Raw genomic sequence first — 24,792 nt, 5'->3', positions numbered from 1 at the left:
ATGGATCCTCATGTACAGACCCCCGACCAGCCGCACCGCACCCAGCCCGTGTCCTTCGTCCGGCGGGGCTCCCGCCTCCAGGGCAGACGACGCGAGGCCTGGGACGAACTGGCCGAGGCCTTCCTCCTGGAGGTCCCGCGCATCGAGAACGCCGATACGTCCGTGGCACCCGGCTTCGTCCTCGACGTCGAGGCCGCCTTCGGGCGGTCCGCGCCGCTCGTCGTCGAGGTGGGGTCCGGCCTCGGTGAGGCCATCACGCATGCGGCCGAGCTCGATCCCGACCGCGACTACCTGGCCCTGGAGGTCTACCGTCCCGGGCTCGCCCAGACCATGCTGCGCATCAGCCAGAAGGACCTGACGAACGTCCGCACCGCGCAGGTCAACGCCGCGGAGGCGTTCGCCGGGATGATCCCGGCCGCCTCGGTGTCCGAACTCTGGACCTTCTTCCCCGACCCCTGGCACAAGGCCCGCCACCACAAGCGCCGGCTCGTGAAGGAGGAGTACGTCGAGCTCGCCGCCCGCGTCGTCGCACCCGGCGGGCTGGTCCGCATGGCGACCGACTGGTCGAGCTACGCCGTGCAGATGCGGGCGGTCCTCGATGCCAGCGAGGCATTCGAGAACCTGCACGCCGGCGAGCGGCGCGGCGCGGACAGCCCGCTCACCCAGGTCTGGGAGAGCGGCGTAGAATCGGTGGTCGGCGGCGCCCCCGTGCGGGAAGGCCGCGACCCGGTGAGCACCGGGAACACCGGCGTCAACGAGGGGACGGACACCCTCGGCGGCTGGGCTCCCCGCTTCGACGGCCGCCCCCTCACCAGCTTCGAGAACAAGGCCATCCAGGCCGGACGCACGGTGTTCGACCTCACCTACCGCCGCCGCTGAGCGGCCGCCAGCACCGGGGGATGCAGGAATCATGGGTATTTTCAGTCGCCGCAGGACGTCCGCCCGGAGGGCCGGGACGGATCCGATCGAGGCCTTCTGGCGGTGGTGGGCCGACGACGGCGAGGACCTGCTGACCGACGCCACGCGGGCCGGGGACTTCGACGCCTACGTGGAGGTCATGACCCGGCGCGTCCGGGCGATGGCGCGCGGACTCGAGTGGGAGACCCGGACGGGCACCGGATCCGAGCACACGCTCTGCGTCTCCAGCGGCGGCGACGCGTCGCTGCGCCCGGTGGCGGAACGCTGGTACCGGGCGTCCCCGCCGCCGGGCCCGCGCTGGGACTTCGTGCCGGCGCGCAGCGCCAAGCCGGACATGCTGGAGTCGACCATCACCTACCGCGGCCGGACCTTCGACCTCCGCCGGACCCGCGTGCATGCCGCGGTGACCCGTGCGGGCGACGGCTTCATCGTCTCGGTGTACAACCCCGGCTTCACCGGGCAGTGGGACGACGAGTACGGGCTGTGCGTCCTGCTCCTCGAGTGGCTGCTCGGCGAGGACGACGTGGAACGCTGGGTGCGCCGCATCGACTGCATCGTCCACGACGTCGTGGACAGCATCCCCGCCGCGGAGCTGCCGGCCCGGGTGGCGGACCTCGCCCGCACCCTGCCCGCGCCGAGCTGGCTGCTCATGCAGGGCACGCTCGGGGCGGGTGATCCGATCCTCGTGCGGGTCCGGCGCCCGCTGCGCTGGATCGACCACCCGCGCTTCGACCTCCACACGGCGCTGCGGGTGCCGTTCGACGCCGACGAGCAGGGCCTTCCCCGCCCCGCGGCGTTCGATGCCCTGAACGACCTCGAGGATTCCCTCGTGACGGCCCTCGGGATCCGGGGGATGCTGGTGGCCGCCGAGACGTCCCGGGGCGTGCGGACCTTCCACTTCTACTCCGACGCGGAGGACCAGAACGGGCGGGACGTGCTCGACGCCGCGGCCCGCGAGCAGCGCACCGTCACCGCGAAGCACACCCTCGATCCCGGCTGGAAGAGGGTCCGGGACTTCGCCTGACGGCCCTGGCCCGGAGCGCACAGGCACGGCGGGGCAGGCGGTCGGCGGGAGCGCTCAGCGGGCCGGCGGTGGGGTCAGAACGACGACGACGGCAGGTCCCGTTCGCCGTCACGGATCGCGCCGACGATGCGTCCTGCGACGTCCACCGGGTCCTTCCCCTGCGGCAGCCTCGGTGCGTCGCCGGCGATCGGGCGGGTGGCGAGGCCGGTCTCGGTGTGGGGCGGACGGGCGTCCAGCACGCGGACCCCCTGCCGGCGCAGCTCCAGCGTCAGCGCCTTCCCGTAGGCGCTGAGCCCCGCCTTGGTGGCCGAGTACGCGGCCATGCCCGCCGTCGGGCTCTCCGCAACGACGGCGCTGATCTGCGCCACGAAGGAATCCTTGCCCAGCCTCGGCCCGACGTCGCGCATGAGCCGCATCCAGCCGAGCAGGTTCACGAGCACGAGTTCGTCGAGGGTGTCGTCGTCGACCTCCAGGGCCGGCCCGAACGCGACGACGCCGGCGGCGAACACGACGCCGTCGAGTTCCCGACCGTAGACCTCCGCGGCGATGTCCGCGGGCCCCGACGGCCTGGCGAGGTCCGCGGCGACGGTCCCGACGACGGCCTCACCCAACTCGTCGGCGAGGTCCGCCAGCTTCTTCTCCGAGCGGCCGGACAGCGTCACCCTGGCCCCCTGGGCGACGAGCTGCCGGGCCAGTTCCGTCCCGAGGACTCCGGTGGCACCGACGACGAGGACGTGGGAACCACTCAGCTCAGTCATGGCCAGAGTCTAGCAACGCCCGCTACGCTTCCCCGGGGGCGGGACCCGGGGACCTGGCGGTGCTGCGCGGGATCAGTGGGCTGCGGGCGGGTAGCGCCGCGCGTTCCTCCGTTTGAGCGCCTCGAGCTCCTGCTGTGTCGCGGCTTCGGCCTCGAGTTCCTCGAAGGCCTGCTGCAGGCGCGGGGACGACGGATCGGTCCAGGAGAGCTCCTCGCGCGCCTGCGCCTGGGCCTCGAACCGCCGCACCTCGAGTTCGGCGTTCCGGCGTGCGGCGTCGATCGCCGCCGCGTCCCGCGAGGAGGAGGCGAGGGCGTCGTGCACGCCGATGGCGGCCTGCGCGGCAGCACGCCGGGCCAGCATGGCATCGTACTCCATGGCGTTCTGCTGCACGCGCTGCTCGAGCCGCCGGACGTCCTGCTGGAGCGTGCGGGACTGCTCCTCCGCCTCCCGGAGCTGCCGGGTGAGCGTCTCCAGCCGTCGGCGGGCGGTCATCGACTCCCGGATCGCGGCCCGCGCGGCGTCGTCGTCCCCCCGCTGGACTGCGGCCGCGGCCGCTGCTTCCACCCGGTTGAGGTAGGCGGCGGCGTCATTGGCGGCCAGGCCCACCCGGTGATGGTGCGCGGCGACGTCCGCGGCGCCGCGACGCGCCTGGTCCAGCAGCGAGTGCTGCGTCGCCTGGGCGTTCTGCGCCTGGACCCTGGGGTCCTGCTTCGCTTCGACGGCCGCATTCCGGTTGGCCCGCACGATGCGCGTGATGCGGCGTTTGATCGACATTGCTCGGACCCCCGGCTGGTTGGTGTGTGGTTATCTTCTCGAACCTCTCATCACGACTGCCCGCTCCCGTAGCTGTCCCGCCAGGCGCCCATGGCCGAGATCTCGGTGCGCAGACGGGTGGTGGCGCGCTCGAGCTGCAGCGTGTCGATGGACCGGGAGGTCTGCAGGAGGCTCCGGCGCAGGTCGGCGGACAGTTCGTCGAGGGCCTGCGCCTGGGCGGACAGGTCCCTGGTCCACTCCTGCTTGAGCGCCCGGTTGGGCTCCCGGTCCGCGGCGCGCAGCATGTTCTCCAGGGCAGCGGCCGCCTGGTCGATCTCCGCGGCGGCCCGCGGCAGGTCACCCACCGGGCGGCCCTGCGCCTTCGCCTCCGACAGGGCGAGGTGCGTGGCGCGCGAGGACCGTGCGAGGTTGCCGATCAGCCGGGCGGGCTCCCGGGTCAGCGGATCCGGGGAGTACGCGCGGGCGGCCAGCATGCTGCGCTCCCGGGTGCGCTCGATGATGCGGGAGCTCCTGACCTTCCGCACCATGACCCATCCGGCGACGCCCGTGCCGGCGCCGAGGGCGAGGAGCACCCCGAGACCGACGGCGAAGGCTTCGACGAGCTCCTCAAACATGACGGTGTCCCGAGATGTGGTTCATCCATCCAGTCTGCCCGGCTCCCCTGACAAATTCCACCCGTCAGGGGTTATCCCATCCCCGGCGGGCGGGGGCCAGGACGCCGGGAAGACGCCACACCGCGACCCCCGGGCCGCGGCCCGAGATCACGAGCGCGTCCTCCGCCTCCTCCGCCGCGGCACGCCGGGGATCCGGGCCGACCGGCCGGGCGTCCGCCCACGGGCCGGGCAGCAGGTCGAGTGGCACCCGGACGCCGTCGTGGTCCGCCCGGGCGGCCACGACCACGAGGCTCTCCTCCGCGTGTTCACGCGCGAACACGACGACGTCGGGCGTCGCGGCCAGCCAGCGCACCGCCCCGTTGCGCAGGGCCGGGGCGTCGCGGCGGAGTGCCGCCAGGTCCGCGATCAGGGCGCGCGCGTCGGCGGGCCGGCGGTCGAGGTCCTCCCACGGCATGGGCGTCCGGGCGTCCTCGCCGTTGGTGCCCCGCAGTCCGAACTCGTCCCCGGCGAAGAGCGTGGGCAGCCCCGGCAGCAGGAAGGCGAGGGCGAGACCGACGGCGGCGCCGCCGTCGATCATCACCGAGGAGGCGCGCGCGGTGTCGTGCGTGTTCAGCGCCGTCATGTTCTGCGAGCGGACCCGCCACGAGAACCCGGAGGACAGCGCCGTGTGCGTGGCGACGAGGTCGCCGCCGTCGATCCGGGGGACGCCGGGGGCGGGCGTGCCGAAGAAGTTGATGCCGGCCGTGGCCTGGTCCCCACGGGCCAGCCACTGCCAGAGCGGGCGGGTGAAGTTGGAGTAGGTCATGCCGCCGTCCCACGTGCGCCTGGAGAGGTCCTCGGTGGCGTCGCCCGTCGACTCGGCGAGCAGCATCAGCCCGGGCCTGACGGCGTCCATGGTGCCGCGGATGAGCCCGGCGACCTCCCGGTTGAGGTCGACGTTCCCGTGCCGCCCGGTCATGTTGGCGACGTCGATGCGCCACCCGTCGAGGTTGTAGGGCGGGAGCAGCCACTTCGCCACCACCGAGTCCGGGCCCTCGACGAAGCGCCGGCGCAGTTCCACGGAGGACCAGTCGAGCTTCGGCAGGCTCGGGACACCGAACCAGCTGGCGTACTCCGTGCCGTCCTCGCTGAAGTAGTAGAAGGCGGCCTCCTCGCAGGTCGGATCGGCGGCCGCCTTCAGGAACCAGTCGTGGGCGTCGCCGGTGTGGTTGACAGTGAGGTCCCCGAGGACGGCGAGGCCGCGGGCGTGGGCGGCCTCGACCAGCCGGACGAGGGCGGCGTTCCCGCCGAGGAGCGGATCGACCTCGTCGAAGGTCGAGGCGTCGTACCGGTGGTTGGACCGTGCGGGGAAGAACGGCGTCAGGTACAGGACCGTCGCGCCCAGTGACCGGATGTGGTCGAGGCGGTCGACGATGCCGTCGAGGTCTCCCCCGTAGACCTGCCGGGGCGTCAGCTCCCCGCGGGGCTGCACCGGCTCGTCCCAGGCGCAGCCGACCGCCCAGTCGGGCAGGGCATCGAGCGGCACGGCCGCGGAGGACCGCGCGAAACGGTCGGGGAAGACCTGGTAGATCACGGCGTCGCGCGCCCACGGTGCGGGCGCCAGCCGGCAGTCGATCCGGAAGTCGTCGCGGTCGGGGGTGTCCCGGCGGGACGGGCCGACGGCGTTGAGCCACCGGAGCACGGGCCCGTGGTCACCCGGCAGCTCGAAGAGGAACCGGTAGCGGAGGGTGGGGTTGACGGCGGTGACCCGCGCCTCCCAGCACGCCCAGGCGCCGTCTCCCGCCTCCCCCGGGAGGCGCCGTGCCTCGTCGTAGTGCCCCTCGCCGTCCCGGACGGACCGCACGAACACCCGTCCGGGCGCCCCCCACCGTACCGGGACCCGCACGCGCACCGCCAGGCTGTCGCCCACCGCCGGTGACTGGTCCGGCACGTACAGGGGCGAGCCGTCGTGGTGGGGCGCGAGGAACGGATCCTGCACGGATCAGCCCTTGACGGAGCCGGAGACGAGACCGGTGGTGATGTACTTCTGCAGGAAGAGGAACAGGGCCATGACCGGCACGGCCGCGAGTACCGCGCCGGCCGCGAAGACGCCCCAATTCTCCGACCGCTGCTGCGCCACGTAGGAGTAGAGGCCGACGGCGAGGGTCTGCGAGTCGGGGTCGGTCAGCACCACGCTCGCGATCACGAACTCGCTGCTCAGGCCGATGAACGCGAGGAGCCCCACGACCGCGAGGATGGGCGTGACGAGCGGCAGGATGATCGTGAAGAACACCTGCACGTGGCTGGCACCGTCGATGCGGGCGGCCTCGTCGAGGGACTTCGGGACGGTGTTGAAGAACCCGTACATGAGGTACGTGTTCACGCCCAGCGCTCCGCCGAGGTAGACCATGATCAGGCCGAGCTGGCTGCCGAGACCCAGCCACGGGACCACGTCGGTGATGGCGTTCAGGAGCAGGAAGATGGCGACGACGGCGAGCAGCTGCGGGAACATCTGCAGGATCAGCAGCGAGAGCAGGCTGACGCGGCGTCCCTTGAAGCGCATGCGGCTGAACGCATAGGCGGCGAGGGCGCCCAGGAACACGGTGGCCGCGGACGTCACCACGCCGATGATCATGGTGTTCACGAACCACCGCCCGAAGGGCCTGTTCGGGTTGGTGAACAGGGCCTCGAAGTTGCCGGTGTCGAACCTGCTGAACAGCACGTTCGAGCCGGCCATGGTGCCGTTGGAGTTGAGCGCGGCGGACAGCACGTAGAGCAGCGGGAACACTGCGAAGAGGGTGGTCAGCACGCCGACGACGTGCCGCCAGCCCTTGCGCCTGAACCACTGGCCGAAGGTGCGCCGGCGCTGCTCGGGGGCCCGGTGGGACCCGGTGGGCGCCGGGGCGGGGGTGACTGCCCGGGGATCGGTGAACGTGGTCATCAGTTGATGTCCTCCAGAGCCTTGGTCTGCCGGAAGCTGACGGCGGAGATCACGGCGACGATGATGAAGATGATGATGGACAGGGCGCTGGCCAGTCCGTAGTCGCGGCCCACCCCGGTGCCGAACGCGATCTCGTAGACCATGGTGATCAGGATGTCGGTGTGGCCGATGTTCGCCGTCGTGCCCGAGAAGCGGGGGCCGCCGTCGGTGAGCATGTAGATGACGTTGAAGTTGTTGAAGTTGAACGCGAAGCTCGCGATCAACAGCGGCGCGACCGAGACCAGCAGCAGGGGCAGCTTGATGGCCGCGAAGATGCGCCAGGCGCTGGCGCCGTCCATGCGGGCGGCCTCGTCGACCTCCTCGGGCAGGGACTGCAGGGCCCCGGTGCACACCAGGAACATGTACGGGAAGCCGAGCCAGAGGTTCACCACGAGCACGCTGACCTTCGCGAGCAGCGGATCCGTCAGCCACGGGATGTCCGCGCCGCCGAAGAAGGTGTTGTTGACGAAGCCGAACTCGGGATTCAGCAGGCCGGACCACACGAGGCCGGCGAGGAAGGCCGGGAAGGCGTAGGGCAGGATCATCAGGATGCGGTAGATCCGCTTGCCACGGAGGTCCGGCAGGTTGAAGGCATTCGCGAGGAACAGACCCAGCGCGAACGTGGACAGGACGGACACGATCGCGAAGGTGAAGGTCCACAGGACCACCTGCAGCAGCGGTCCGCGGATGTTCGGGTCCGTGAACGCCTTCACGAAGTTGTCGAAACCGACGTTGATCTTCCAGCCGGTGCTCAGCTGCTCGCCGTCCTCGGACCGGAAGGACCCCTCGCCCGTGTCGGAGTAGGTAGTCCCGGTCTCGAGGTCGGTGAACGTGCTCGTGGCCTCGTCGTAACTCAGCGCCGGGCGGTAGACGTAGGCGTTGGAACCGTCGCTGGTCTTGAGGCTGCCGTCCTCCGGGTCGTCCGAGAACGGGACGGTGATGGCGAGGATGTCCGCCTGGTTCGCGAGGACCTCCCCGAACTGCAGCGTGCGGTAGCCGTCGAGCTCCACGCCCTTGCCGGTGCCGTCGGTGACGGCGTCGTCGGCCTCCTCGAGCGGCACGCCGGTGGTGCCCACGGACACCGCGCCATCGGGATCGGTGGCGAGCAGGTGGTACTCGCCGTCACGCTCGAGGACGGCGACCCGGTAGGCGGGGGAATCCGGGACCCGCTGCTGCGCGGAGAGCTGGATGGCGTTGACGGCGTCGTCCTTGGTGCTGTTGTGGCCGTCACCGTAGTTGGTGAAGGCGACGTAGCCGCTGTAGACCATGACGAACACCTGGAAGACCACCAGGAAGAAGATGCCGGGGGCCAGGTACTTCGCCGGCAGGCCGCCGCGGCGCAGGTAGATCCAGTTGACGAGGATCGTCACCGCCGCACCGACGAGGAGGATGACCCATTTCTCCTGCAGGAAGAGCGTGATGAGGACGTAGACCGCGAAGGCGTCCACGAGGCCCAGCAGCACGATCTTCGCGAGCAGGCCGAGGGTCGAGTCGGAGCGGACGGCTGTCTTCGTGGGAGGACGCGTTGCGGCCGGGCCGGGAGGGGCCGATGTGAGCATGGCGGAGGCTTTCGGTGATCGGCACGGACGGCCGCTGCTGTGGTGCCGCCACCCCGCAGGGTGGCGATGAAAAGGGTGGCGCCCGTCGCCGGAGCGACGGGCGCCAGGGAACTGCGGGTACTGCGGGTACTGCTGTGCTACTGCGCGGCGATCTTCGCCTCGATGTTGCTCACCATGGTGGTCCAGGCTTCGGCGGGGTCGCCGTCGCCCTTGATGAGCGCGAGCTCGGTTCCTCCCCAGTCGGCCCAGACGGCCTGCATCTCGGGCAGCGCGGGCATCGGGACACCGTTGGCGCCGATCTCGCCGAACGCGGCGACGATGGGGTCGGACGCGGCCTTGTCGAAGCTGGCCTTGAGGGCGGGCGGGCGGCCTCCGACGTCGTACATGGCATCCTGGGCGGCTTCGGTGCTCAGGTAGTTGACGGCGAACTCGTTCGCGGCGAGCGCGTTGGCGCTCTTCGCCGAGATGAAGAAGCCGTTGACGCCGATGAAGGGCTGGGCGTCCTGGTCGCCGACCGTGGGGAGCTTGTCCACCGCGAGGTTCAGGCCTGCCGCCTGCGCGTCGGGGACGTTCCACGGACCGGTAAGGAAGTAGGGCGACTCGCCGGCGTTGAACTTCTCCTTGGCGATGTCACCCGTGATGTTCGAGTTGATGACCTTCGACCCGGTGTCGCCCCACTCCACGAGCTTCTTGGCGAATTCCACGCCGTTCGGCTCGCCGAGCAGCAGCTCGTCGGCGTTGTAGCTGCCGTCCTCGTTCTGCCCGAACACCGGCACGCCCATCGAGGTCTGCAGCGGGTACAGGTGGTAGGGATCGCCCTGCTTGGGGTCCATGCCGACGAGGAACGGGTAGGTCGCCTCCCCGGCGGCGACGGCGGCCTCGCCGTTGGCGATGACCTCGTCGAACGTCCCGGCGGCCTCGGGGACGAGGTCGGTGTTGCGGAGCAGGGCGATGTTCTCCAGCGCGTAGGGCACGCCGTAGACGCTGCCCTCGTACGTCATCGCCTGGATGGCGGACTCCTGGAACTCCGAGGCCTTGTCGCCGAGTTCCACGGGGGCGACGACGCCGTTCTGCACGAACGTGCCCAGCCAGTCGTGGGGGCCCACGATCAGGTCGGGTCCCTTGCCGGTGGGCACCTGGGTGATGAAGTCGTCGCGGACGGCGGCGAAGTCCTTGACCGCGAGCTTGACCTCGATCCCGGTGTCCTCCTTGAAGGACTTGGTGATCTCCTCGAGGGCGGGGGCGCGCTCGGCGTCGACCCACATGGTGAGGGTGGTGGCGCCACCCTCGGCGAGGTCGGGAGCGGCGGAGCTGGAGCCGGCCGAGGAGGACTCGGCCGCCCCGCCGCCGCAGGCCGTGAGGGCCAGGACGGCCACCGACATGACGCCGGTGATCAGAGCGTGCCGACGCGTCGGCTGGGTGGATCGCACCTTCATTGGTGAACCTTTCATGAGCGGCTTCTGGGGGTCTCCCGGAGGAAGCACGGGGCTTCGCCGGCCGGGAGACGTGGATGTCGCAGCCGCTCCCTGCTCGGAGGCGACGGTGACCCGAGTCACAACTGTAAACGCTTGCATCAGTTTTACCCAATATCGGACCTGCGACGCGCCGGTACCCGAGGAAAGTCGCGAAGACAAGGCGTGTTCTTCTGAAAACGCTTCCATAATCGGGTCCGGTGCGGTCTAGGATGATCCGCATGTCTGAAGTTGCCCCCCTCCTGCACGGCGAGGACCTGTCCTCCCCCGATGCCTTCCATGCGCCGCTCCACCTCCCGTCCGAGGGCGACCAGTGGTGGCGCTCGTCCGTCATCTACCAGGTGTACCCGCGCTCCTTCCGCGACTCGAACGGCGACGGCATGGGGGACCTGCCGGGCATCACGGCCGAGCTCGCGCATCTGGCCGAACTCAGCATCGACGCGGTCTGGCTCTCGCCGTTCTTCACCTCGCCCCAGCGCGACGGCGGCTACGACGTCGCCGACTACTGCGACGTCGACCCCCTCTTCGGCACCCTCGCCGACTTCGACGCCCTCGTGGCCCGCGCGGACGGCCTCGGCATCCGGGTGATCGTCGACCTCGTCCCCAACCACTGCTCCAGCGAGCACGCACTCTTCCGCGCCGCCCTCGCGGCCCCGGCGGGGTCCGCGGAACGGGCGATGTTCATCTTCCGGGACGGCCTGGGCGCCGACGGCAGCGAGCCTCCCAACAACTGGCAGTCGCACTTCGGCGGGCCGGCCTGGACGCGCGTCATCGACGCCGACGGCACGCCGGGCCAGTGGTATCTCCACCTCTTCGATTCCTCGCAGCCCGATTTCAACTGGGACAACCCCGCGGTGCGGGCCGAGTTCGAGCGCGTCCTGCGCTTCTGGCTGGACCGCGGCGTCGGCGGCTTCCGCGTCGACGTCGCCCATGCCCTCATCAAGGCCGAGGGCCTGCCGGACTGGGGCGGACGCGCGGACGGCGGATCCTCCGAGGGCTTCCCCGGCTGGGAGGCGCCCATGTTCGGCCAGAAGGAGATCCACGACATCTACCGGAGGTGGCGGGCCATCCTCGCCGAGTACGACGGCGAGCGCATCCTTTGCGCGGAGGCCTCGATCGATCCCCTGCCGCGGCTCACGAACTGGGTCCGCTCCGACCAGATGCACCAGGCGTTCAACTTCGCCTACCTCCACCACCCGTGGGACGCGCACGGTCTCCGGCACGTCATCTCTTCCTCCCTCACCGCGTTCGACGCCGTGGACGCCCCCACCACGTGGGTGCTCAGCAACCACGACGTCGTCCGGCACGCCAGCCGCTTCGGGCTGACGGACGGCCCGCCGCGCGGCGGCGACGGCATCGGCCGCGCGGACGCGCAGCCCGACACCGCGACCGGCCTCGCCCGCGCCCGCGCCGCGTCGCTCGCCATGTTCGCGCTGCCCGGCGGGATCTACCTGTACCAGGGCGAGGAGCTCGGCCTGCCCGACCACACCGCCATGCCCGACGACGCGCGGCAGGACCCGACCTTCGTCCGCACCGCCGGCGAGAGGATCGGCCGCGACGGATGCCGCGTGCCCCTCCCCTGGCAGTCCGAGGCCCCGGCCTTCGGGTTCGGGGACGCCGCCGCGCCCGCGACCCCATGGCTGCCGCAGCCCGAGGGGTGGGCGGACTACGCCCGCGACGTGCAGTCCGCCGACCCCGAGTCCACCCTCTCGCTGTACCGGACTGCCCTGCAGCTCCGCCGGGACCTGCGCCTGGGCGCGGGATCCCTCAGCTGGTCCCGGGACTTCGAAGCGTCCGACGTCGTCGCGTTCCGCAACGGCGAGGTGCTGGTGGTGCTGAACATGGGCGAGTTCGCCGCCCCCCTGCCGGAGGGCACCGTGATCGCCGAAAGCACGCCGGGCTCGGTCACCGACGGCATGCTCGCCCCGGACGCCTGCGCCTGGCTGATGGCCTCCGCCGGGTAGGAGATCCGCGCGGGATCCGCAATGATCGGACGGGGACACCCTCCCGGGGTGTCCCCGTCACTGCTGCCCACACGGAAAGGGGACCATGGCCGGCATCAAGGACGTCGCGCAGCTGGCCGGCGTGTCCACCGCCACGGTCTCCCGGGCCCTCAGCGGCAACGGCCGAGTCTCCGAACGGTCGCGCGCGCGTGTCCTGCAGGCGGCGAGGGAACTCGACTTCGTCGTCAGTTCGACGGCCTCCTCGCTGGCGTCCGGGCGCCACCGCAACATCGGCGTCGTGGTGCCGTCCGTCGCCCGCTGGTACTACTCGCAGATCGTGGACAGCCTCGCGGCGTCGCTCCTCACCGCCGGCTACGACCTCACGCTGTACAACCTGAACGAGGACGCCGCCATCCGCGACCGCGTCCTCTCCGAGTTCCTGCTCCGCCAGCGCTGCGACGGCGTCATCCCGGTCTCCCTCGAACTGAGCCGCGAGGAACTGGGCCAGCTCCTCGCGGTCGGCAAGCCCGTCGTGGGGATCGGCGGACCGCTCCCCGGCGCCGAGACCTACAGCGTCAACGACCGCGAGATCGCCGAGCTCGCCACCGAGCACCTCATCAGCCTCGGGCACCGGCGCATCGCCCACCTCGGCGGGTCCGACGCCTTCGAGAACGACTTCCGGATCGCGGGAACGCGCCGCCAGGGCTACGAGGCGGCGATGGCCGCAGCGGGCCTGGAGATCCTCGACTCCTGGCGCGTGGACGCCGACTTCACCATCCAGGGCGCGCACAGCCAGGCGAAGCAGCTCCTCGGCTACCCGCGGGACACCCCGACCGCCGTCTTCTGCGCCTCGGACGAGATGGCGATCGGCGCCATCCTCGCCGCCCGCGAGCTGGGCCTCCGCGTCCCCGAGGACGTCTCGGTGATCGGCATCGACGGCCACGAGCTCGGCGAGGCGCTCGGCCTGACCACCGTGGCCCAGTTCCCGCAGCAGCAGGGCAAGCGTGCCGTCGAGCGCCTGCTGCAGATCCTGCAGGACCCGGACGCCTACCGCCCCACGAACCACTGGGCCCGGACGGCACTGATCATCCGCTCGAGCACCGCCGCCCCGCCCGCCTGACCCGGGCCCTGTACCGTTCCCGGGGACTTCGGCCCCCGGAGAGGCGTGTCGGGCCCCGACACGCCGTGGTTCCGGCCTGGATCCGGTCCAAAGTCCCCGGCGTCGGCCCGAAGACGCAGGAGGGCCCGGCACCCCGGGAGGGATGCCGGGCCCCGACGGGGTGCGGCTACCGTGCCTCGAACACCGCCACCGTGCGGGCCGGGACCGTGAACGTCCCGTCCTCGGCGGCCGCGGCCTGCCGCACGACGTCGTCGCCGCCGTCCGCCTGGACGGCGTGCAGCGCGAAGCCGTCGCCGGCGGCGGCGGGGACACGCTGGGTGGCGGGCTCGTCGGAGGCGTTGAAGACCACCACGACGCCCGTCCGCTCCGGGTCGACGTCGGCACCGACGGTGTCGTCCAGGTGCATCACGATCACGCCGGGGGCCTGATCGGCGCCGCTGCCCGGGAAGGACAGCTTCTGCTGGACGAGCGCGGCGGTCCCGAGGCTGAACAGCGGGCTGCCCTGCCGGATCCGCAGGAGCTCCTGCGCCCGGCCGTTCGCGGCCTCGATGTCCGCCGGTGACGGCTTGAGTGCCGGGTCGGCCAGCAGCGGCTGCATGAACGCGTACTTGCCCTCGTTGTCAGCCCGCGGCGGCAGGCCACGGCCGAAGCCGTTGTCCGTCCCCGTGTGGTCGAGAACGTTGAACCAGTCGCCGGAATCGTAGCTGTTGCGGTCCAGCGACTTGCTGCGCAGCGCCTCGCCACCCGCGTGCCAGAAGGAGACGCCCTGCCCGAAGGCCGTGGTGGAGAGCGCGAGGGTCTGCATCCTGATGCGGTCGGCCATCGGAGTGTCGGCCGGCAGCTTGAACGCGAGCGCGTCGAAGAGCGTCTCGTTGTCGTGCGCCTCGACGTAGGTGATGCTCTCCTGCGGATCGGCGGCGTACCCGGTGGGTGAGCCGTTGTAGTCGACGTCGGCGCCCGTGACCCGGTCACCGTTGCGGTCGGTGAACGTGTAGTCCTTCAGGTTGCCGGTCAGCCCCACCCGGATCTGGTCCTGCGACAGCAGCAGCTCGGCACGCTGTTCGGCCTCGGTCCCGTTGCCGGCGACGCCGTTCGGGTCGGTCAGCAGCCCGGAGGCGAAGCCCTGGATCCGCGGGTCGTCGTCGAAGGGTCCACCGCCACGGACGGCGTCGCGGAGGCGGTCGTTGAACGTGCCGATACCGGTGCCGGCCATGGTGGCCTGCGTGGCCTGGACGAACCGGGCGTTGTCCGCTACCTCCCCGAAGTTCCAGCCCTCACCGTAGAGGTAGATGGACGTGCCGTCCACGCCGTCGCGCTCGAGCGTCAGCCTGTCGAGGGCGGCGCGGACATCGAGGATGTTCTGCTTGGTGTGGTGCCCCATGAGGTCGAACCGGAAGCCGTCGAGCTTGTAGGTGCGCGCGAGGGTCACGATCGAGTCGACCATCAGCTTGCCCATCATGGTGTGCTCGGTCGCCGTGTTCGGGCAGCAGGTCGAGGTCTCGACGGCTCCCGACGCCGGGTCGAGGCGGTGGTAGTAGCCGGGGACGATGCGGTCGAGGTTGTTGTCCGAGGACTGCCCGGCACCCGCGGTGTGGTTGTAGACGATGTCCTGGACGACCCGCAGCCCGGACTCGTTGAGCGAGGCGACCATGCCGCGGAACTCGCGGATGCGTGTGGCGTCCTCGGGGTTCGTCGAGTAGGAGCCCTCGGGCGTCGTGTAGTGCAGCGGGTCGTAGCCCCAGTTGAAGCCGTCACGGGCGGCGACCTCCCCGACGCACTGCTGCTGCTCGGTGCTGTCGGGGGCGAACGCCTCGAGGTCGCACGCGGGTTCGGCCTGCTGCGTCCGATCCTCCTCGATGGTCCCGATGTCGTTCACGGGCAGGAGGTGGACGGCGTTGAGCCCGTTGTCGGCCAGCTCGGAGAGGCGCTGCATGCCGGCGCTGTCCGGCCTGCTGAACGCGGCGTAGGTGCCGCGCTCGGCCTCGGGCACGGTGGTGTCGGAGACCGAGAAGTCGCGCACGTGGAGTTCGTAGACGGACAGCTCCTCCGGACGCTCGAGGGCCGGTTTCGGCAGGGCCGACCACGACGACGGCATGAGCGCCGGATCCGCGAGGTCCACGATCAGGGACCGCTCCGAGTTCGTGGACAGGCCCACGCTGTAGGGGTCGGTCACGAGGTTGTGTTCCACGGCGCCGGTCTCGGGGACGAAGACCTCGACGTCGTAGAGGTAGTACGCGCCGTTCCAGTTCTTCTCGCCGTCGACGCTCCACACGCCGTCCTTGCCCGCGCGCAGGGAACGCGTGGTGATCGGGTCCCCGCCGGAGCCGTCGCGGAAGACCTGCACGGACACGCTGCGCGCCGTGGGTGCCCACAGCTCCAGGTGCGGCTTCCTGCCCTTCCAGGTGAGTCCGAGTTCCTGCCGTGCCGCCCCCGCGTACAGGTCGTCGAGCACGCCGGGCACCTGGACGCCCGTGGTCGCCAGGAGCTTCCCCTCCGGGGAGACGGCGGCGAGGAGCAGCTGGCCCTTCAGCAGGTCCCCGGCCCTCCGCGCGTCCTTCTTGGCGAGCGTCACCGTCGCGAGGTCCGCCAGGTGCGGATAGCGGGCCGCGAGCTCGGCGGGCAGGGCGTCGCTGCCGCGTCCGAGGTCGAGAAAGGTGCCGCCCGTGACGGTGTCCTCGTCGGCGACGAGGCCGCCCTCCGGGGCGGAGTACAGCCGGAAGCGGGCGTCGGCGGGCACGTCCGCTCCCCAGGCGAGGGTGTCGGCGGTGAGCCAGTGCGCCGCCGTCGATCCCGTGGGCGCGGTGGGCGCGTCGCTCGAGATGACGTGCGTGCGGTGGTCGTACGTGAAGGTCACGGGGCCGCCCGGGGCCTGCAGCGCCAGGTTTGCCCCGCCGGCAGCGCCGTCGGCGCCGTAGTTCTCGCCCCAGGACCCGTTCAGGGCCACCTTGTACTCGTAGGATCCGGCCGGGACGTCGAAGGTCGCCGACCAGGTGCCAGGTGATCCGTCCACGGGGACGAGCCTCGTGGCGGCGCACTCCGGCTGCCAGTCGTCGGGGCAGCCGAGTTCCGCCTGCAGGGAGCCCACGAGCGCCACCGCGCCCGGCGGGGTCGTGTGGTCGGCCAGCGCGGGCGCCGGCATGAAGGTCGCGAGGAGCGGCGCGGTCAGGACGACGGCGGCCAGCCGGGAGCGGCGCCGCAGCGCTGGTCTCCCGCCGGTCCGGCCCGTATCCGTGGTGTTCAGGGTCATGGTGGTCCTTCCCCGGCCCTGCGTCGCTGCAGGCCGGACTGCGCGGGTGATGTTCCGACCCTAGGGACGGCGAGCACCGAGCGTCAAGGAATTTGCAAAACTTTCACGCAATCTTTCGAACCGCGCTGCGCCCTGCGCTAGATTGGGGCCATGACTCCCGGGAAGCGCAACGAGCGGCCGCGCCTCGATGACGTCGCCCGGACCGCCGGGGTGAGCGTCCCCACGGTGTCCCGCGTCCTCAACGGCAAGGGCGGCGCCTCCCAGGAGACGCGGGAAGCCGTCCTCGCGGCGATGGACAGCCTGGGCTACGAGCGGCAGTCCCGCACGGCCGGGCGCTCCAAGGGGCAGATCGGCGTCGTCGTCCCCGACCTCGTGAACCCGATCTTCCCGGCGTTCGCGGGCGCCATCTCGGCCCTCCTCGCCCCCAACGACTACATCCCCGCCCTGTGCACCCTGCCGGGCGGGGGCATCACCGAGGACGAGTACGTCGCCCTGCTGCTGGACCAGGGCGTGAGCGGCATCATCTTCGTCTGCGCCGCCCACTCCGACGGCCGGGCGAGCATGGAGCGCTACCGGCGCCTGCGCGGCCGGGTGCCGTTCGTCCTCGTCAACGGGGCCAGGCCCGAGATCGACGCGCCGTCCGTCTCGAACGACGACGTCACGGCCATCCGCACGGCGGTCCGGCACCTCGTGGCGCAGGGCCACCAGCGCGTCGGCTTCGCCACCGGCCCCGACCGGTTCATCCCGAGCCGCCGCAAACTGGAGGGGTTCCGCTCGGCGCTCGTCCAGTTCCTCGGCGAGGACGACGCCGCGCCGCACATCGCGACGAGCATGTTCACCATCGAGGGCGGGCAGAGCGCGGCGGACGAACTCATCGAATCGGGCCACACGGCCATCGTCTGCGCCTCGGACGTCATGGCACTCGGCGCCGTCCGCGCCGCACGGACCCGGGGCCTGCGGGTGCCGGAGGACATCTCGGTGGTCGGGTTCGACGACTCCCCCCTCATGGCCTTCACCGACCCCCCGCTGACGACGCTGCGGCAGAACGTGCCGGCGATGGCGGAGGCGGCGGTCCACGCCCTGGTCACCGAACTGGACGGGGACCGCGCCACGCGCACGGAGATCCTGTTCCAGTCCGACCTCGTGGTCCGCGGGTCCACCGGGGCGGGACCGGCGGTGCGCACCGGCCCGGAGCCGTCCGGGGGCGCGACGGATCCGGGCGGGGTTCGTCCCTAGCGGCGTGCCGGGTTCGGAGCCCGCACGGGCTCGGGACGCCAGACCATGAGGGCCTGGCTGCGGGGGCGGGGACGCTGCCCGCGGGCGAGGGTGACGACGTCCCCCGCGAGGCCCGCCGCGAAGATCCGGCTCGACTCCGCCTGGACGCGGCGGGCGGCCAGTTCGGAGGACAGTTCCGCGACGCGCGACTGCAGCGCCGCCACCTGGTTCTCGAGCTCGAGGATCCGGCGGATGCCCTCGAGCGACACGCCCTCCTGCGAGAGGCGCTGGACCTCGCGGAGGGTGCTGACGTCCTTCTGGGAGTAGCGCCGCGCCCGGCCCGGCGCCCGGCTCGGCGTGACGAGGCCGAGGCGGTCGTACTGGCGCAGTGTCTGCGGGTGCATATCGGCGAGCTCGGCGGCCACCGAGATGACATAGATGGGCAGGGTGTGGTCCATGACGGGCCTCCTTCCGTTGCCGATACTCCCTGGTCCTGCTCGAAATGCTGCTGCTACAGGCGCGCCTTCGCGGCCAGGCCTGCCCGCGGGTCGGCGTCCTTCGTCGCCGCGCGGAACGTCTCCACGGCGGCCTGGGCCTCCTTGGACAGGTTCTGCGGAACGACGACGTCCACGGTGACGAGGAGGTCTCCGGTCGCCTTCGACGTCTTCACGCCCCGGCCCTTGAGCCGGAGCGTCCTGCCCGACGGCGTGCCAGCGGGCACCCGCATGGTGACCATCTCGCCGGAGAGCGTCGGCACCTGGATCTCGGCGCCGAGCGCCGCCTCCGGGAAGCTGACGGGCACATGCACGCGGATGTTGTCGCCGTCGCGCTTGAAGAGCGGATGCTCCTTCACGCTGACGCTGACCATGAGGTCACCCGGGCCTGCCTGACCGGGCTGACCCTTGCCCTTGACGCGGACCTTCTGGCCGTCGCGGATGCCGGCGGGGATGCGGACGTCGATCTGTTCCCCGGAGGGTTCGCGCAGCCCGATCGTCGTGCCCTTGATGGCACCGGCGAAGGAGATCGAGGTGGTCGCCGTGCGGTCCGCACCCTTCTGCGGGCGGGTGGACTGGAATCCGCCGGGGAATCCGCCGCCCATGCCCCCGCCGCCGCCGAACAGGTCCGCGAACTCGGGAGGCAGGTTGCCGTTGGAGAAGCCGGTGCGCTGGCGGGTCCCCGCGCCCTGGCCGAACAGGTTGCCGAAGACGTCCTCGAAGCCGCCGCTCCCGCCGGCGCCGCCGCCCGCTCCGCCCGCGGAGAAGCGCGCGCCGCCGCCCATCGCGCGGATGGCATCGTACTGCTGGCGCTCTTCGGGATCGGACAGCACCGAGTAGGCCTCCGACACGTCCTTGAACGTGCGCTCCGACGCGGCATCCCCCTGGTTCTGGTCGGGGTGGTGCTTGCGGGCGAGCTTCCGGTACGCCTTCTTGATCTCGTCACCGGAAGCGCCCTTGGAGACACCCAGGATCTTGTAGAAATCCTTGTCGACCCAATCCTGACTAGCCAATTGGCGTCTCCTTTCCTAGTTCATACGAATTCGAGAGGTGGGTGAACGGGCGTGCGCCGGGGCAGTTTCCGAGGAAGGCGGCTTTAATATTCCAAGGGCCGCCAAGGCCCGCAGGAATTTCGTTGCCGCCGTTCGGGAACTGCCCCGGCGCCTGAGGCGCCGATTACTCCGGCACTGCCACGATCACCTGGGCGGCCCGGAGGACGCGCTCCCCCTTGCGGTAGCCCGCGCGGAGGATCTGGCTGACGCTGTCGGCCTCGACGTCCGCACTCGGCTGCTGCATGAGGGCCTCGTGGATGTTCGGGTCGAACGCGACGCCCACCTCGTCGATACGGGCGAGTTCGTACGTCTTCAGGACGTTCTCGAGCTTGCCCGCGATCGCCGCGAACGGGCCGTCCGCCAGATCGCCGTGCTGGCGTGCGGCGTCGATGTCGTCGAGGACCGGCATCAGCGAGTTGAGGACGCCGATGACCGCCTGGTCGCGGGCGACATCCCGGTCACGCTCCACCCGGCGCCGGTAGTTGACGTACTCCGCCTGCAGGCGGAGCAGGTCGTTCCGGAGTTCCGCGACGACGTCGACCGCCGGGTTGCTCTCCCCGTCGGCGCCGGCCTCGTTGAGGATGGCCTCGGCCTGGGCCAGGGCATCCCCCTCGGAGGCGTCGGTCGCGGGCGTGTCCTGCGCACCGGCCGCGGATCCCTCCGCGGCCGGCTCGCCGGCGTCCTGCTGCTGCCCACGGACGTCGCCCGACTCAGGGTCGATCTTCCGGCTGTCGGATGAGTTCATCGGCTCTGACTGGTGCTCTTCTTCATTTCCGTGGTGCGGCATGATTACTTCTTCTCGTCGGTGTCTTCGTCAACCACTTCGGCGTCGACGATGTCCTCGTCGGAGCCTGCGGCGGCTGGCTGGTCGTCGGCGGGCGCGGCGCCCGCCTGGCCGGCGTCCTGCTGGGCGGAGGCGTAGATCGCTTCGCCGAGCTTGGACTGCGAGGCCTGCAGCTTCTCGTAGGCCGTCTTGACCTCGTCGTCGTTGTCCTGCGTCTCGAGGGCCTTCTTGAGGGCGTCGACGTCGGCCTGGACCTCGGTCTTGACCTCCTCCGGCAGCTTGTCCGCGTTGTCGGCGATCAGCTTGTCCACCGAGTAGGCGAGCTGCTCGGCGCCGTTGCGGACGTCGGCGGCCTCGCGGCGCTTCTTGTCCTCGGCCGCGTGCTCCTCGGCCTCGCGCACCATGCGGTCGATGTCCTCCTTGGAGAGGGAGGAACCGCCGGTGATGGTCATCGACTGCTCGGTGCCGGTGCCCTTGTCCTTGGCGGACACGTGCACGATGCCGTTGGCATCGATGTCGAAGGTGACCTCGACCTGCGGGACGCCGCGCGGAGCCGGGGCGATGCCGGTGAGCTCGAACGTGCCCAGCGGCTTGTTGTCGCGGGTGAACTCGCGCTCGCCCTGGAACACCTGAATGGCCACGGACGGCTGGTTGTCGTCCGCCGTGGTGAAGGTCTCGCTGCGCTTGGTCGGGATGGCCGTGTTGCGCTCGATGAGCTTGGTCATCATGCCGCCCTTGGTCTCGATGCCCAGGGACAGCGGGGTGACGTCGATGAGGAGGACGTCCTTGCGCTCGCCCTTCAGCACACCGGCCTGCAGGGCGGCGCCGACGGCCACGACCTCGTCCGGGTTGACGCCCTTGTTGGGCTCCTTGCCGCCGGCGAGCTCCTTGACGAGCTCGCTGACCGCGGGCATGCGGGTGGAACCGCCGACGAGGACGATGTGGTCGATGTCGGCCACCTTGATGCCGGCTTCGGTGATGACGTCGTGGAACGGCTTCTTCGTGCGGTCCAGGAGGTCCTTGGTGAGGTCCTGGAACTTGGCGCGGGAGAGGTGCTCGTCGAGGTGGACGGGGCCGTCCGGCGTCACCGAGAGGTACTGCAGGGAGATGTTCGTGGAGGTCGCCGAGGACAGCTCCTTCTTGGCCTGCTCGGCGGCTTCCTTGAGACGCTGCAGCGCGATCTTGTCCTTGGACAGGTCGGCGCCCTTGGCCTTGGCCTGCGAGAGCAGGTAGTCCACGACGCGCTGGTCCCAGTCGTCGCCACCGAGGCGGTTGTCACCGGCGGTGGAGCGGACCTGGATGGTGGAGAAGGCGTCCTCGTCCTTGCCGACCTCCAGCAGGGAGACGTCGAACGTCCCGCCACCGAGGTCGAACACGAGGATCAGCTCGTCCTCCTTGCCCTTGTCGAGGCCGTAGGCGAGAGCCGCGGCGGTCGGCTCGTTGACGATGCGCAGCACCTTCAGGCCCGCGACCTCGCCGGCCTCCTTGGTGGCCTGGCGCTCGGCGTCGTTGAAGTACGCCGGCACGGTGATCACGGCGTCGGTGACCTTCTCGCCGAGGTAGCTCTCGGCGTCGGTCTTGAGCTTCTGGAGGATACGTGCCGAGATCTCCTGCGGCGTGTACTTCTTGTCGTCGATCGCGACATCCCAGTCGGTGCCCATGTGGCGCTTGACCGACGCGATGGTGCGGTCGATGTTGTTGACGGCCTGGCGCTTGGCGATCTCGCCGACCAGGACTTCGCCGGACTTGGAGAATGCGACGATCGACGGCGTGGTGCGGGCGCCTTCGGCGTTCGCGATGACGGTGGGCTCGCCACCTTCGAGAACCGAGACGACCGAGTTGGTGGTTCCGAGGTCAATACCTACTGCACGTGACATGCAAATTCCTTTCGACTGCCCGGGATTTGCGAGGCGCTCATCCGCCGGGCGCGTAGATTGAGCGTTCTGCACTCAACTATACGGGCGTGCCTCCGGAGAACAAAATGGAGTTGAGTCGAGCCGACTCAACTAGGGTTCGAGCGACGACCGTCGCGTGCCGACAGCCCCGCGCGCCGCGCCTTCAGGAAGCCCTCGATCACGTCCCAGGCCACGATGGCGAGGATCGCCGCGAGGATGCCCGCACCGAGCAGCGCCCCTGCCGCCTCCGGCGCTCCCGGGTCCCATCCGACGGCGGCCGGGAATGCGGGGTTGAGTAGCCGGTCCCCGGCCCACAGGAACACGGCCGGGACGACGAAGGCGAGGTTCAACCCGAGGTTCACCGCGGCGAGCGACCAGGACCACCCGCGCCGGTACAGCACGACGGCGAACACGGCCTCGGCGGCGAGCAGGCCGAGGAACCACGGGATCCAGAAGGACCACAGCCCCGGATCGAGGAACGGGACAGCGCCGCCCGCGGAGTCCCGGACCGCCGGGAGGAGCTGCTGCCAGATGATCACGCCCGCGACGAGGGCGAGGACGACGAGGGACGCGATCAGGTCCGGCAGGCGGCTGCGGCGCGAGTGGTCCGGCAGGTCCGGCAGGGCCTCGGGCGTCCACGCCGCACCGGGCCCGGGGGCGCCGCTGCGCTCGATGATCACGAACACGAGCGTGATCCAGAAGGCGAGGTGGACGGTGACCCCGAGCGCCGTCGAGACGGCGCTCCCGATGGCGTCCCCGGGATCGTTCGTCACCAGCAGCTGCGCCACCAGGACCGCCGCGGCGGAGATCGGCACGACGAGCAGCGTGACGGTCCTGAGCAGCCGCCACCAGTCGAGGTAGTACCGCGGCCCGATCAGGGTCAGTGGTCGGTCGACGTAGGCTGCGGCGAGCCGCTCCGGATCGCCCAGATCGGTGAGCGCCCGGGATTCCGCCGCCGGCATGTCCTCACCGGCGGCGACGCGCGCGCGGACGCTCTCCTCGACCAGCTCCCGGATCTCGGGCTCGAGGCCGGGGCGTTGCGGCTCCGGGACGGTCCGCACGGCGGCCCAGACATAGCGGTCGGTCAGTGTGGTCATGGCAGTTCCCCTTCGGCGATGCGGTGCAGCGATGCAGTCAGCCGATCCCAGTCGGCAGTGAGGGTGGCGGCGAGGGCGGCGCCGGCCGGGCTCGTCCGGTAGAACTTGCGCGGACGGGACTCGGCGGTGTTCCACTCGCTCGTCAGGAGCCCCTGCTTCTCGAGGCGCCGGAGCAGGGGGTACAGGGTGTTCGCGTCGACCTGGATCCCGAGCCCGTCGAGAGCCTCGAGAAGCGCGTAGCCGTAGTCGGGGACGCGCAGGCGGGCCAGGCAGGCGAGGACGACCGTCCCGCGCCGCAATTCCTGCAGGTGTCCGGCAACCAGGTCGTCATCATGGGCCATGTCAGAAACTATAGTGTGCTTCACACACTATAGGAAGGGCGCATCGCCCCTACCGATGATCAGGGCACCCCTGCACCGTCTACCCTGCTGTCCCACCACTCCAGGAGGTCGCCATGCATCCCCCCACCCGGACGCCCGGCGCCCCCGTCCCGGTCCGCGCCATCCCCGCCGAGGAACTCGTGCTCGCCGGCAGCAGGACACGCCGCTTCGAGGGCGGATCCTTCGGCTCCGCCGTCTCCTACTTCGCGGTGGACAGCGACCCCGGGCACACCGTCGCCCTGCACCGGCACCCCTATGTCGAGACGTGGGTCGTCGTCGAGGGCCACGTCCGCTTCACGGTCGGCACGGTGGCGCTGGCAGCAGCGGAGGGCGATACGGTCGTCGCGCCGACCGGCGTGTGGCACGGTTTCACCAATGACGGCGACGGCCCGCTGCGGATGCTGTGCATCCATGCATCGCCGCGCATCATCCAGGAATGGAAGGACGACGTGGTGACCGCGTAGCCGTCGCCGTCATTGCGCCGGCAGCGGGGGCCCCGTGACGAACCCGTCCAGGTCGTGGGATCGAATCCGTCCCGGGCACGGATCCGCGGGCGCGGCGGGTGCCATACTGTCCGACATGGATCTCGAACAGTGGTGGCAGAGCGTCACGCCCCGGACCCGCGACTGGCTGATCGCCCACAACGGGGAAGCACTTCCGCCCGAGGTGGTCGCGGAGATCAGTGCCGCCGGCGGCCAGGTGGCCTCCGAGTCCTGGTGGATGGGCGAGCGCACACCCGACGGCCTCTTCCTCTCGGACGCGGCGACCGACTGGATCGAGGAGCGCGCCAACCAGGAGTAGCTCCGGGCGGCGCTGTGATCGACCGCGACCGCGTCACCGCAGGACGAGCAGCACCGCCAGCAGGAGCATGACGGCGGCGATCAGTCCGTCCAGGATGCGCCACGCCCGCGGACGGGCGAAGACAGGCGCGAGGAAGCGGGCCCCCACGCCGAGCGCCGAGAACCACAGGACGCTGCCGAGGGCGGCACCCGCCGCGAACCACCACCGTCCCGGCGTGCCGTGCGTATTCGCGAGGGAGCCGAGCAGCAGCACGGTATCGAGATAGACGTGCGGATTGAGCCAGGTCAGGGCCAGGCACGTCCCGAGCGCTGCACGCCAGGACATCGCGGCGGATCCGCCGTCGACGTCGAGGCGCTCACCCCGGACTGCGCGCCGGCCCGCGAGGACGGCGTAGCCCGCGAGGAAGGCCGCCCCGGCCCACCGGACCACCTCCAGGACCACGGGGGCCCGCTCGATCGCCGCCCCCAGCCCGCCGACGCCGAGGACGATCAGCACGAGATCCGAGACGGCGCACACCGTCACGACCAGCGCCACGTGGGACCGCCGCAGGCCCTGGCGCAGCACGAAGGCGTTCTGCGCGCCGATGGCCACGATCAGGGTCAGACCGGCGGCGAGGCCGGTGGCGGCGGTGGAGATCATGGCTTCACGCTAGGCCGCCGGACCAGCTTCAGACCAACTAATGATTC

Annotated in this window: 22 protein-coding genes; 7 read left to right on the top strand and 15 right to left on the bottom strand. The window is 70.9% G+C overall.

The genetic code is table 11. The features are described 5' to 3' along the window. A complete protein-coding gene (trmB, locus tag ACSGDB_RS11890; protein WP_434994954.1) occupies positions 1–879 on the top strand; it encodes a tRNA (guanosine(46)-N7)-methyltransferase TrmB in 879 nt (292 codons plus the stop codon). Between the two features lie 31 nt (positions 880–910). After that, positions 911–1,942, top strand: a complete 1,032-nt coding sequence (locus ACSGDB_RS11885; protein WP_434994952.1) for a DUF695 domain-containing protein — start codon at positions 911–913, stop codon at positions 1,940–1,942. 74 nt (positions 1,943–2,016) lie between these two features. Here the strand turns inward: ACSGDB_RS11885 and ACSGDB_RS11880 are convergent, their stop codons facing one another. The 7 genes from ACSGDB_RS11880 to ACSGDB_RS11850 all read right to left on the bottom strand — a co-directional run bounded on the left by ACSGDB_RS11880 (position 2,017) and on the right by ACSGDB_RS11850 (position 10,042). Further along, positions 2,017–2,700, bottom strand: a complete 684-nt coding sequence (locus tag ACSGDB_RS11880; protein WP_434994951.1) for an SDR family NAD(P)-dependent oxidoreductase — start codon at positions 2,698–2,700, stop codon at positions 2,017–2,019. A 72-nt stretch (positions 2,701–2,772) separates the two neighbouring features. Next, positions 2,773–3,474 carry a PspA/IM30 family protein gene (locus ACSGDB_RS11875; RefSeq protein WP_434994950.1) on the bottom strand — a complete coding sequence of 234 codons (702 nt, stop codon included), beginning with the start codon at positions 3,472–3,474 and terminating at the stop codon, positions 2,773–2,775. 50 nt (positions 3,475–3,524) lie between these two features. Further along, entirely contained in the window at positions 3,525–4,088 is a 564-nt protein-coding gene (locus ACSGDB_RS11870) for a hypothetical protein (protein ID WP_434994949.1), read from the bottom strand. A gap of 64 nt (positions 4,089–4,152) precedes the next feature. After that, entirely contained in the window at positions 4,153–6,066 is a 1,914-nt protein-coding gene (locus tag ACSGDB_RS11865) for an alpha-amylase family glycosyl hydrolase (RefSeq protein ID WP_434994948.1), read from the bottom strand. A gap of 3 nt (positions 6,067–6,069) precedes the next feature. Continuing rightward, positions 6,070–7,008, bottom strand: a complete 939-nt coding sequence (locus tag ACSGDB_RS11860; RefSeq protein WP_434994947.1) for a sugar ABC transporter permease — start codon at positions 7,006–7,008, stop codon at positions 6,070–6,072. Further along, positions 7,008–8,606: an ABC transporter permease subunit gene (locus ACSGDB_RS11855; RefSeq protein ID WP_434994946.1), complete on the bottom strand. Its 1,599-nt coding sequence runs from the start codon at positions 8,604–8,606 to the stop codon at positions 7,008–7,010. The genes ACSGDB_RS11860 and ACSGDB_RS11855 overlap by 1 nt, the downstream gene beginning before the upstream one ends. Positions 8,607–8,743: 137 nt before the next feature. Further along, positions 8,744–10,042: a sugar ABC transporter substrate-binding protein gene (locus ACSGDB_RS11850; protein WP_434994945.1), complete on the bottom strand. Its 1,299-nt coding sequence runs from the start codon at positions 10,040–10,042 to the stop codon at positions 8,744–8,746. Positions 10,043–10,299: 257 nt separating this feature from the next. On the opposite strand from ACSGDB_RS11850, the gene ACSGDB_RS11845 reads away from it, so the two are divergent. Then, a complete protein-coding gene (locus ACSGDB_RS11845) occupies positions 10,300–12,042 on the top strand; it encodes a glycoside hydrolase family 13 protein (RefSeq protein WP_434994944.1) in 1,743 nt (580 codons plus the stop codon). Positions 12,043–12,127: 85 nt separating this feature from the next. Further along, the gene (locus ACSGDB_RS11840) at positions 12,128–13,141 is read left to right on the top strand and encodes a LacI family DNA-binding transcriptional regulator (RefSeq protein ID WP_434994943.1); all 1,014 of its coding nucleotides are present in this window, start codon (positions 12,128–12,130) and stop codon (positions 13,139–13,141) included. Positions 13,142–13,307: 166 nt separating this feature from the next. On the opposite strand, the gene pulA is transcribed toward ACSGDB_RS11840, so the two are convergent. Then, on the bottom strand, positions 13,308–16,388 hold the full coding sequence (pulA, locus tag ACSGDB_RS11835; protein WP_434994942.1) for a pullulanase-type alpha-1,6-glucosidase: 3,081 nt from the start codon (positions 16,386–16,388) through the stop codon (positions 13,308–13,310). A 150-nt stretch (positions 16,389–16,538) separates the two neighbouring features. On the opposite strand from pulA, the gene ACSGDB_RS11830 reads away from it, so the two are divergent. After that, a complete protein-coding gene (locus ACSGDB_RS11830; protein ID WP_434994941.1) occupies positions 16,539–17,624 on the top strand; it encodes a LacI family DNA-binding transcriptional regulator in 1,086 nt (361 codons plus the stop codon). On the opposite strand, the gene ACSGDB_RS11825 is transcribed toward ACSGDB_RS11830, so the two are convergent. The 6 genes from ACSGDB_RS11825 to ACSGDB_RS11800 all read right to left on the bottom strand — a co-directional run bounded on the left by ACSGDB_RS11825 (position 17,621) and on the right by ACSGDB_RS11800 (position 23,266). After that, complete coding sequence (locus tag ACSGDB_RS11825; protein ID WP_434994939.1) at positions 17,621–18,061, bottom strand: heat shock protein transcriptional repressor HspR; 441 nt, start codon at positions 18,059–18,061, stop codon at positions 17,621–17,623. The two genes, ACSGDB_RS11830 and ACSGDB_RS11825, sit on opposite strands and share 4 nt — an antisense overlap. A gap of 53 nt (positions 18,062–18,114) precedes the next feature. Beyond that, positions 18,115–19,110 carry a DnaJ C-terminal domain-containing protein gene (locus ACSGDB_RS11820; protein ID WP_434994938.1) on the bottom strand — a complete coding sequence of 332 codons (996 nt, stop codon included), beginning with the start codon at positions 19,108–19,110 and terminating at the stop codon, positions 18,115–18,117. A gap of 163 nt (positions 19,111–19,273) precedes the next feature. Further along, positions 19,274–19,936, bottom strand: coding sequence for a nucleotide exchange factor GrpE (locus tag ACSGDB_RS11815; RefSeq protein ID WP_434994937.1), 663 nt, complete (start codon positions 19,934–19,936; stop codon positions 19,274–19,276). A gap of 2 nt (positions 19,937–19,938) precedes the next feature. Further along, on the bottom strand, positions 19,939–21,810 hold the full coding sequence (gene dnaK / locus ACSGDB_RS11810; protein ID WP_434994935.1) for a molecular chaperone DnaK: 1,872 nt from the start codon (positions 21,808–21,810) through the stop codon (positions 19,939–19,941). 125 nt (positions 21,811–21,935) lie between these two features. Continuing rightward, positions 21,936–22,925, bottom strand: a complete 990-nt coding sequence (locus tag ACSGDB_RS11805) for a permease prefix domain 1-containing protein (protein ID WP_434994934.1) — start codon at positions 22,923–22,925, stop codon at positions 21,936–21,938. Next, positions 22,922–23,266: a PadR family transcriptional regulator gene (locus ACSGDB_RS11800; protein WP_434994933.1), complete on the bottom strand. Its 345-nt coding sequence runs from the start codon at positions 23,264–23,266 to the stop codon at positions 22,922–22,924. The genes ACSGDB_RS11805 and ACSGDB_RS11800 overlap by 4 nt, the downstream gene beginning before the upstream one ends. A gap of 113 nt (positions 23,267–23,379) precedes the next feature. Here ACSGDB_RS11800 and ACSGDB_RS11795 point away from each other — a divergent pair, with 113 nt between their 5' ends. Both ACSGDB_RS11795 and ACSGDB_RS11790 read left to right on the top strand, forming a co-directional pair. Continuing rightward, positions 23,380–23,769 carry a cupin domain-containing protein gene (locus tag ACSGDB_RS11795; protein WP_434994932.1) on the top strand — a complete coding sequence of 130 codons (390 nt, stop codon included), beginning with the start codon at positions 23,380–23,382 and terminating at the stop codon, positions 23,767–23,769. Between the two features lie 115 nt (positions 23,770–23,884). Beyond that, positions 23,885–24,106, top strand: coding sequence for a hypothetical protein (locus ACSGDB_RS11790; RefSeq protein ID WP_434994931.1), 222 nt, complete (start codon positions 23,885–23,887; stop codon positions 24,104–24,106). A gap of 33 nt (positions 24,107–24,139) precedes the next feature. On the opposite strand, the gene ACSGDB_RS11785 is transcribed toward ACSGDB_RS11790, so the two are convergent. Next, entirely contained in the window at positions 24,140–24,745 is a 606-nt protein-coding gene (locus tag ACSGDB_RS11785; RefSeq protein ID WP_434994930.1) for a LysE/ArgO family amino acid transporter, read from the bottom strand. Positions 24,746–24,792 lie beyond the last annotated feature (47 nt).

Source organism: Arthrobacter sp. Ld5 (assembly GCF_051172775.1).
Classification (GTDB): domain Bacteria; phylum Actinomycetota; class Actinomycetes; order Actinomycetales; family Micrococcaceae; genus Arthrobacter_D.
This window is presented reverse-complemented; position numbering and strand designations above follow the sequence as displayed.

Excerpts from the sequence above, each read along its gene's own strand:
- ACSGDB_RS11850 (WP_434994945.1), bottom strand. The coding sequence starts at position 10,042 with ATGAAGGTGCGATCCACCCAGCCGACGCGTCGGCACGCTCTGATCACC.
- ACSGDB_RS11845 (WP_434994944.1), top strand. The coding sequence starts at position 10,300 with ATGTCTGAAGTTGCCCCCCTCCTGCACGGCGAGGACCTGTCCTCCCCC.
- ACSGDB_RS11870 (WP_434994949.1), bottom strand. The coding sequence starts at position 4,088 with ATGTTTGAGGAGCTCGTCGAAGCCTTCGCCGTCGGTCTCGGGGTGCTC.
- ACSGDB_RS11795 (WP_434994932.1), top strand. The coding sequence starts at position 23,380 with ATGCATCCCCCCACCCGGACGCCCGGCGCCCCCGTCCCGGTCCGCGCC.
- ACSGDB_RS11860 (WP_434994947.1), bottom strand. The coding sequence starts at position 7,008 with ATGACCACGTTCACCGATCCCCGGGCAGTCACCCCCGCCCCGGCGCCC.
- ACSGDB_RS11800 (WP_434994933.1), bottom strand. The coding sequence starts at position 23,266 with ATGGCCCATGATGACGACCTGGTTGCCGGACACCTGCAGGAATTGCGG.
- dnaK (WP_434994935.1), bottom strand. The coding sequence starts at position 21,810 with ATGTCACGTGCAGTAGGTATTGACCTCGGAACCACCAACTCGGTCGTC.
- ACSGDB_RS11830 (WP_434994941.1), top strand. The coding sequence starts at position 16,539 with ATGACTCCCGGGAAGCGCAACGAGCGGCCGCGCCTCGATGACGTCGCC.
- ACSGDB_RS11880 (WP_434994951.1), bottom strand. The coding sequence starts at position 2,700 with ATGACTGAGCTGAGTGGTTCCCACGTCCTCGTCGTCGGTGCCACCGGA.
- ACSGDB_RS11805 (WP_434994934.1), bottom strand. The coding sequence starts at position 22,925 with ATGACCACACTGACCGACCGCTATGTCTGGGCCGCCGTGCGGACCGTC.
- ACSGDB_RS11785 (WP_434994930.1), bottom strand. The coding sequence starts at position 24,745 with ATGATCTCCACCGCCGCCACCGGCCTCGCCGCCGGTCTGACCCTGATC.
- ACSGDB_RS11885 (WP_434994952.1), top strand. The coding sequence starts at position 911 with ATGGGTATTTTCAGTCGCCGCAGGACGTCCGCCCGGAGGGCCGGGACG.
- pulA (WP_434994942.1), bottom strand. The coding sequence starts at position 16,388 with ATGACCCTGAACACCACGGATACGGGCCGGACCGGCGGGAGACCAGCG.
- trmB (WP_434994954.1), top strand. The coding sequence starts at position 1 with ATGGATCCTCATGTACAGACCCCCGACCAGCCGCACCGCACCCAGCCC.
- ACSGDB_RS11840 (WP_434994943.1), top strand. The coding sequence starts at position 12,128 with ATGGCCGGCATCAAGGACGTCGCGCAGCTGGCCGGCGTGTCCACCGCC.
- ACSGDB_RS11790 (WP_434994931.1), top strand. The coding sequence starts at position 23,885 with ATGGATCTCGAACAGTGGTGGCAGAGCGTCACGCCCCGGACCCGCGAC.
- ACSGDB_RS11815 (WP_434994937.1), bottom strand. The coding sequence starts at position 19,936 with ATGCCGCACCACGGAAATGAAGAAGAGCACCAGTCAGAGCCGATGAAC.
- ACSGDB_RS11875 (WP_434994950.1), bottom strand. The coding sequence starts at position 3,474 with ATGTCGATCAAACGCCGCATCACGCGCATCGTGCGGGCCAACCGGAAT.
- ACSGDB_RS11825 (WP_434994939.1), bottom strand. The coding sequence starts at position 18,061 with ATGGACCACACCCTGCCCATCTATGTCATCTCGGTGGCCGCCGAGCTC.
- ACSGDB_RS11855 (WP_434994946.1), bottom strand. The coding sequence starts at position 8,606 with ATGCTCACATCGGCCCCTCCCGGCCCGGCCGCAACGCGTCCTCCCACG.